The organism is Kineosporia mesophila, assembly GCF_021129235.1.
Taxonomy (GTDB): Bacteria; Actinomycetota; Actinomycetes; order Actinomycetales; family Kineosporiaceae; genus Kineosporia; species Kineosporia mesophila.
This window is the reverse complement of record NZ_JAJOMA010000001.1, coordinates 822,348-828,902: the sequence shown is the minus strand read 5'-3', so window position 1 is coordinate 828,902 and position 6,555 is coordinate 822,348. Positions and strand designations below refer to the sequence as shown.

6 protein-coding genes are annotated in these 6,555 nt (G+C 68.8%); 2 read left to right on the top strand and 4 right to left on the bottom strand.

Going from position 1 to position 6,555, the window contains the following annotated elements; genetic code table 11:
- The coding region (locus LR393_RS34925) for a DUF4870 domain-containing protein (RefSeq protein ID WP_269326478.1) at positions 1 to 687 on the top strand (687 nt) is incomplete at its 5' end.
- 61 nt (positions 688 to 748) lie between these two features.
- Here LR393_RS34925 and hemW read toward each other — a convergent pair.
- The 3 genes from hemW to lepA are packed head-to-tail and all read right to left on the bottom strand — an operon-like array spanning position 749 to position 4,551.
- On the bottom strand, positions 749 to 1,981 hold the full coding sequence (gene hemW, locus LR393_RS03005) for a radical SAM family heme chaperone HemW (RefSeq protein WP_231481414.1): 1,233 nt from the start codon (positions 1,979 to 1,981) through the stop codon (positions 749 to 751).
- A gap of 5 nt (positions 1,982 to 1,986) precedes the next feature.
- Complete coding sequence (locus LR393_RS03000; RefSeq protein ID WP_231481413.1) at positions 1,987 to 2,664, bottom strand: MOSC domain-containing protein; 678 nt, start codon at positions 2,662 to 2,664, stop codon at positions 1,987 to 1,989.
- A gap of 39 nt (positions 2,665 to 2,703) precedes the next feature.
- Positions 2,704 to 4,551: a translation elongation factor 4 gene (gene lepA, locus LR393_RS02995; protein ID WP_231481412.1), complete on the bottom strand. Its 1,848-nt coding sequence runs from the start codon at positions 4,549 to 4,551 to the stop codon at positions 2,704 to 2,706.
- A 250-nt stretch (positions 4,552 to 4,801) separates the two neighbouring features.
- Between lepA and rpsT the strand changes: the two genes are divergently transcribed.
- Positions 4,802 to 5,068, top strand: a complete 267-nt coding sequence (gene rpsT, locus LR393_RS02990; protein WP_231481411.1) for a 30S ribosomal protein S20 — start codon at positions 4,802 to 4,804, stop codon at positions 5,066 to 5,068.
- A gap of 436 nt (positions 5,069 to 5,504) precedes the next feature.
- Here the strand turns inward: rpsT and holA are convergent, their stop codons facing one another.
- Positions 5,505 to 6,545 (bottom strand): DNA polymerase III subunit delta, encoded by a 1,041-nt coding sequence (holA, locus tag LR393_RS02985; RefSeq protein ID WP_231481410.1) that lies wholly within the window; start codon positions 6,543 to 6,545, stop codon positions 5,505 to 5,507.
- Between the last annotated feature and the right edge of the window lie 10 nt (positions 6,546 to 6,555).

The following is a 6,555-nucleotide window of genomic DNA, read 5'->3' as shown; positions in this document are numbered from 1 at the left end:
GGTCAGTACAACCAGCCCGGCGCCTCCGAGCAGCCCCCGCAGTACGGCCAACCCGGTCAGTACAGCCAACCCGGCCAGGCTCCCCCGTACGGGCAGACGAATCAGTACGGCCAGCCGGGGCACAACGCCCCGCAGGAGTACGGGCAAGGTCAGTACGGCCAGGGCCAGCCGGGCCAGTACGGCCAGGGTCATTACACCCAGAACTCTTCCCAGCCGGGCCAGTACGGCCAGCAGAGCCAGTACACCCAGCCGGGCCAGTACGGCGCACCCCCGAACCAGCCCCCGTGGAACACCGGCCAGAACCCGGGCGGTTACAACACCCCGCCGCCGAACCAGCAGGGCGGGCCGCTGTCCCCGAAGGAGACCAACCAGTGGGCGGCCGCCGCGCACCTGGGTGGCCTGCTGGCCTTCGTCCCGTTCCTGCCGCTGCTGCCGGGCATCGTGATCTACTCGATGTACAAAGACCGCAGCCGGTACATCAAGGAGCAGTCGACCGAGGCGATCAACTTCCAGATCTGCGTGCTCGCCGCCTATTTCGTGGCCTACATCATCGATCTGCTGCCGGTCCTGAGCGGCTTCACCCTGCTGGTGTGGGGTTTCTCGGCGATCTTCTCGCTGATCGCCGCGGCGTCGGCCTGGCGGGGCGATCAGTTCAGCTACCCGGTCTCCCGTAAATTCCTGCACTGACCACCCATTGAGGACGAGGCGGGCACCCCGGGTGCCCGCCTCGTCCTTCATTCGGTATCGGTCAGGGAAGCAGGGCCCGCACCACGGCGTCGGCCAGCAGTCGCCCGCGCCGCGTGAGCACCACGGTCCCGGCCGCCGCCGGCTCCGGCTCGACCAGCCCGTCGGCGAGCACGCCGGCCAGCAGCACGGCCGGATCACCGTGCAGACCGGCCTCTTTCAGCGGAAGCCCCGCACGCAAACGGGAGCGCAGCAGCACCTCTTCCAGCTGCCGCGCCTGGCCGTCGAGCACCTCACGCCCCTGGGCCGGGCTCTCCCCGGCGTCGATCCGCGTCGCGTAGGCGCTGGGGTGACGCACGTTCCACCAGCGCACCCCACCGACGTGGGAGTGGGCGCCGGGCCCGACACCCCACCAGTCGTCCCCCCGCCAGTAGGCCAGGTTGTGCTGACAGGCGTCGTCGGGCGTGCGCGCCCAGTTGCTCACCTCGTACCAGGCCAGCCCGGCGGCCGAGATGAGATCGTCAGCCAGCTCGTACTTGTCGGCCTCGTCGTCGTCATCGGGCGCGATCACCTCACCACGGCGCACCCGGGCGGCGAGCTTCGTACCGTCCTCCACCACCAGGGCGTAGGCGGAGAGATGGTCGGGCTCGCAGGCCAGCGCGGCCTCCAGACTGGAGCGCCAGTCGGCCAGGCTCTCCCCCGGCGTGCCGTAGATCAGGTCCAGGCTCACCGACATCCCCACGTCGCGAGCCCACTTCACCACGTCCGGAATGCGTTTCGGGTCATGCGTTCGGTCGAGCACGGCCAGCACGTGACGCACCTGCGACTGCATGCCGAACGACACGCGCGTCACCCCACCGGCCGCCAGCGCCGCGAGCGATTCCGGCGTCACCGAGTCGGGATTGGCCTCGACCGTGACCTCGGCACCGGGTTTCAGGCCGAAGTTGTCGCGCACCCCGCCGATCAGCCGGGCGAGGTCGCTCGCCGGCAGCAGCGTGGGAGTGCCGCCCCCGATGAAGATCGTCGACACCGGACGCTCCGCCACTCCGGCCCGGGACAGCACTGAGGCCGCGAAAGCCAGCTCCTGAACGGCCGTCCCAGCGTAGGCCGCCTGACTCGCACCGCCACCCAGCTCTTTCGCCGTGTAGGTGTTGAAATCGCAGTACCCGCAGCGCACCGCGCAGAACGGGACATGCAGATAGACGCCGAAGGCACGCCCGGCCGACCCGATCGCCGCCGAGGCGGGAAGGGAGCCGTCGGCGGGAGCGGGATCGCCGTCAGGAGGTGGACCAGCCATGATATTCAGCCTCTGCGAATTGCTTTTTCGGCGATGTGCCGGATGTCCGGGTCGAGTTCCAGCCCCAGCGCCGCGAACGCGTCGATCAGCCGGCGCATGGTCGCGGCGTCGGTGCCGGGCAGGAAGTCGCCGACCGTCACCCCGTGACCGGGACGGAACGTCACGCGGACCTCGTCCCCCGCACTGACCTGGCCGCTCTGCAGCACTTTCAGGTAGGCGCCGGGCCGGTTGACCTGGGTGAACCGGCGCACCCAGCTCCTCTCCTGCATCCGCTCGGCGAATGTGCGGCAGGGGGTGCGGGGCATCGTCACCTCGACCACCACCTGCGGCCCGATCGCCCAGCGCTCACCGATCTGCGCGCCCGTCACGTCGATCCCGGACAGGCGCAGGTTCTCACCGAACAGGCCGGGTGTGATCTCCCGGCCCAGCTCGGCGCCCCACCAGTCCGCGTCCTCGTCGGCGTACGCGTACACCGCCTTGCCCTGACCGCCGTGGTATTTCCGGTCGATCTGGGTGTCACCGGCCAGGCCGAGCGGCCCGATCTCGACCGGCCGGGTCACCGGCCGCTTGTCGATGGCCGTTCCCTGGACTCGCCTGCTCCAGGGAACGGGCAGCAACTCGTGCACGACGGAAACCGCACTGACCCTGCCGGGCGGGAGGACGTCCACCATTGCCTGGTTCATGAGAGACATCCGGCGACGCGGACGCCGTCGGACCCACCCCTATTTCTTCCGCTCGCCCGCGGAACCGTCGTCGCTGGACAGCGCCGCGATGAAGGCTTCCTGCGGAACCTCGACCCGGCCCACCATCTTCATCCGCTTCTTGCCCTCCTTCTGACGTTCCAGCAACTTGCGCTTCCGGCTGATGTCACCGCCGTAGCACTTGGCCAGCACATCCTTCCGGATGGCACTGATGTTCTCGCGGGCGATGATGCGGGCCCCGATCGCGGCCTGGATCGGCACCTCGAACTGCTGACGCGGGATCAGCTTGCGCAGCTTGCCGGTCATCATCACGCCGTACGTGTAGGCCTTGTCGGCGTGCACGATCGTGCTGAACGCGTCGACCGGCTCGCCCTGCAGCAGGATGTCGACCTTGACCAGGTTGGCCACCTGGTCGCCATCGGGGTTGTAGTCGAGGGAGGCGTAGCCCTTGGTGCGCGACTTGAGCTGGTCGAAGAAGTCGAAGACGATCTCGGCGAGCGGCAGCATGTACCGCATCTCCACCCGGTCTTCGGACAGGTAGTCCATTCCCAGCAGCGAACCGCGGCGCTCCTGGCAGAGCTCCATGATCGCGCCGATGTACTCGGACGGCGCCAGCATGGTCGCCCGCACGATCGGCTCGCGGACCTCGCTGATCTTGCCGCCCGGGAACTCGGACGGGTTGGTCACCGTGACCTGCGACTTGTCGTCCAGGGTCACCTCGTAGACCACGCTCGGCGCGGTCGAGATCAGGTCCAGCCCGAACTCGCGCTCCAGCCGCTCGCGGACGATCTCCAGGTGCAGCAGGCCGAGGAAGCCGCAGCGGAACCCGAAGCCCAGGGCCACGGACGACTCCGGCTCGTAGACCAGCGCGGCGTCGCTCAGCTTCAGCTTGTCGAGCGCCTCCCGCAGCGGACCGTAGTCGGAGCCGTCGATCGGGAACAGGCCGGAGAAGACCATCGGCAGCGGCTCGCGGTAGCCCTCGAGCGCATCGGTGGCCGGCTTGGCGTAGTTCGTGACCGTGTCGCCGACCTTGGACTGGCGAACATCCTTCACACCGGTGATCAGGTAACCCACCTCGCCGACGCCCAGGCCCTTGGTCGGGACCGGCTCCGGTGAGCTGACGCCGATCTCCAGCAGCTCGTGCTGGGTCTTCGTCGACATCAGGGTGATGCGCTCGCGCGGGTGCAGCATGCCGTCGATGACCCGGACGTAGGTCACGACACCGCGGTAGGTGTCGTAGACCGAGTCGAAGATCATCGCGCGGGCGGGTGCGTTCGGGTCGCCGACCGGGGCCGGGACCTGCTTGACGATCTGCGCCAGCAGCTCCGGCACACCCATGCCGGTCTTGCCGGACACCTTCAGGCAGTCTTCCGGCTCGCAGCCGATCAGCTTCGCCAGTTCCTCGGCGTACTTCTCCGGCTGCGCGGCGGGCAGGTCGATCTTGTTCAGCACCGGGACGATGGTGAGTTCGTTCTCCATCGCCAGGTAGAGGTTTGCCAGCGTCTGCGCCTCGATGCCCTGCGCGGCGTCGACCAGCAGCACCGCACCCTCGCAGGCGGCCAGCGACCGGGACACCTCGTAGGTGAAGTCGACGTGACCCGGCGTATCGATCATGTTCAGCGCGTAGGTGACGCCGTCTTCCTCCCACGGCATGCGAACGGCCTGGGACTTGATGGTGATGCCGCGCTCACGCTCGATATCCATCCGGTCGAGGTACTGCGCGCGCATCTGCCGCTGGTCAACCACACCGGTCAGCTGCAGCATCCGGTCGGCCAGCGTCGACTTACCGTGGTCGATGTGGGCGATGATGCTGAAGTTCCGGATCAGTTCCGGAGCGGTGGCGGACGGCTCGGGCGCCGTATGGGCCATCGGAGACACTGCTGCGCTACCTCGATCGTCTGGCTCGTCGGACTGCTCGGACTCTCCATCGTCCCATGTCCCGAGCTCTTTCCCAGCATCACCCGCTCACGGGCGGCTGGTCAGGGGAGTCGGCGGATCGCTGGTAACGTTGGAGGTCTGTGCATGGACGTCCACCGGCAGCCAGCCGGTTCGAGCGATTGCACTGCCGGTGTGCCTACAGACCGCTGAACAGACTTAGACAATCCCGAAAGAAGATGCAGTGGCAAACATCAAGTCCCAGATCAAGCGCAACCTCACGAACGAGAAGCGCCGTCTGCGTAACAAGGCCGTGAACAGCCAGCTCCGCACGGTCGTCCGTAAGACCCGCGAGGCTGTGACCGCCGGTGACGTCACCGCCGCGACCGCCGCCCTGGCCGTTGCCTCCAAGCAGCTGGACAAGGCCGCGAGCAAGGGTGTCATCCACAAGAACCAGGCTGCCAACCGCAAGTCGGCCCTGGCCCAGGCCGTCTCCAAGCTGAGCGCCTGACCTTCGCGCAACGAGACCCCGGCCCCCTTCGTGGGTGGCCGGGGTCTCGTGCGTTTGCGGGCGACCAATGATGGACGTCCCCCCGCCTCAGCGGGTGGCTGTGGCAGAGCAGGTGGCCGGCTGAGCCGGATCGTTCCCTCCCCGAGCGCATGAGCACGAACGGGGGACGCGGCCGGCCTTCACGGCCGCCGAGCCGGCCCGGACCGGGATCATGCCGGGCGCCGTGTCCGGGGCACCGCCGAGCACGAACAGCTCCTCTTCTTGAGTGCATCGGCACAACCGGGGAACGACCACCGGGTCGATCAAGATCGGGGTCATCCCGTGCGCCGTGCCCGCACAGATCTTCCCCACTGACCCTTGCCGGTCCGTCAGCGGGAGATCGCGTGCACTTCTTGCGCATCCGCCGCTACGAATGCCCACCGTCCCGGGCCCGCGGCTACCGGCGGCTTTGGGCCACCGTCAGCACCAGGCGCTCCACTGCGTAGACCGGGTCGCGGCCGCCACCCTTGACCCCGGCGTCGGCCTCGGCGAGGGCCATGACGGCGGTGGCGAGTCCGGACTCGTCCCAGCCGTTGAGTTCGCGGCGGGCGCGGTCGATCTGCCAGGGGGCCATGCCCAGTGACTTGGCCATGGACGCGGACGATCCCCGGCCCGCAGCGGACACCTTGGCCAGGCCCCGCACCTTCATCGCGACGGCGGCGACCAGGGGGACCGGGTCGGCGCCGGTGGCCAGGGCGTGCCGCAGCAGCACCAGGGCCTCCTCGGCGTGGCCGGCGACGGCGGCGTCCGCGACCTTGAAGCCCGTGACCTCGACCCGGCCGCCGAAGTAACGCTCGACCGAGTCGACGTCGATGCGGGCGGTCTCATCGTCGTTCATCAGCTGGGAGCAGGAGGCGGCGAGCTCCCGCAGATCGTTGCCGACGGCATCGACCAGGGCCCGCACCGCGGCCGCCGTGATCTTGCGGTCGCCGCGACGGAACTCGTTCGTCGCGAACTCGACCTTCTCGTCGTCCCGCGTGATCGGCTGACACTGCACCTCGGGGGCATTGATCGCCCGGGCAGCCTCCAGCAACGGACGGGCCCGCAGCACACCGGAGTGCCGGATCACGACGCAGGCCTCCTGCGACGGATCCTTCAGGTAGCCCGTGACATCGGTGACCAGTGCCTCGTTGGCCTGCTCGACGTTCTCCAGCACCACCACCTTGCCACCGCCGAACAGCGACGGGCTGGTCGCGACCGAGAGCATGCCGGCCAGGTATCCGGCCGCCTCCATCCGCTCGACCTCGGTCTCCGGGTCGGCCGCCCGCGCCGCCGCCAGCACGTTGGAGACCGCACGGTCGGCGAAGACACTCTCCGACCCGACGACCAGGAGCACCGGCGCCGGCCGGACCGCGTCGGGCGTGACGATCGGGTTGTTCGCCTTGCTCGTCGACTTCGACCCGCTCCGCGATCGGGACCCCGCTCCTGCTGCAGCCACGCCATCACCC

Excerpts from the sequence above, each read along its gene's own strand:
- hemW (WP_231481414.1), bottom strand. The coding sequence starts at position 1,981 with ATGGCTGGTCCACCTCCTGACGGCGATCCCGCTCCCGCCGACGGCTCC.
- LR393_RS03000 (WP_231481413.1), bottom strand. The coding sequence starts at position 2,664 with ATGAACCAGGCAATGGTGGACGTCCTCCCGCCCGGCAGGGTCAGTGCG.
- lepA (WP_231481412.1), bottom strand. The coding sequence starts at position 4,551 with ATGGCCCATACGGCGCCCGAGCCGTCCGCCACCGCTCCGGAACTGATC.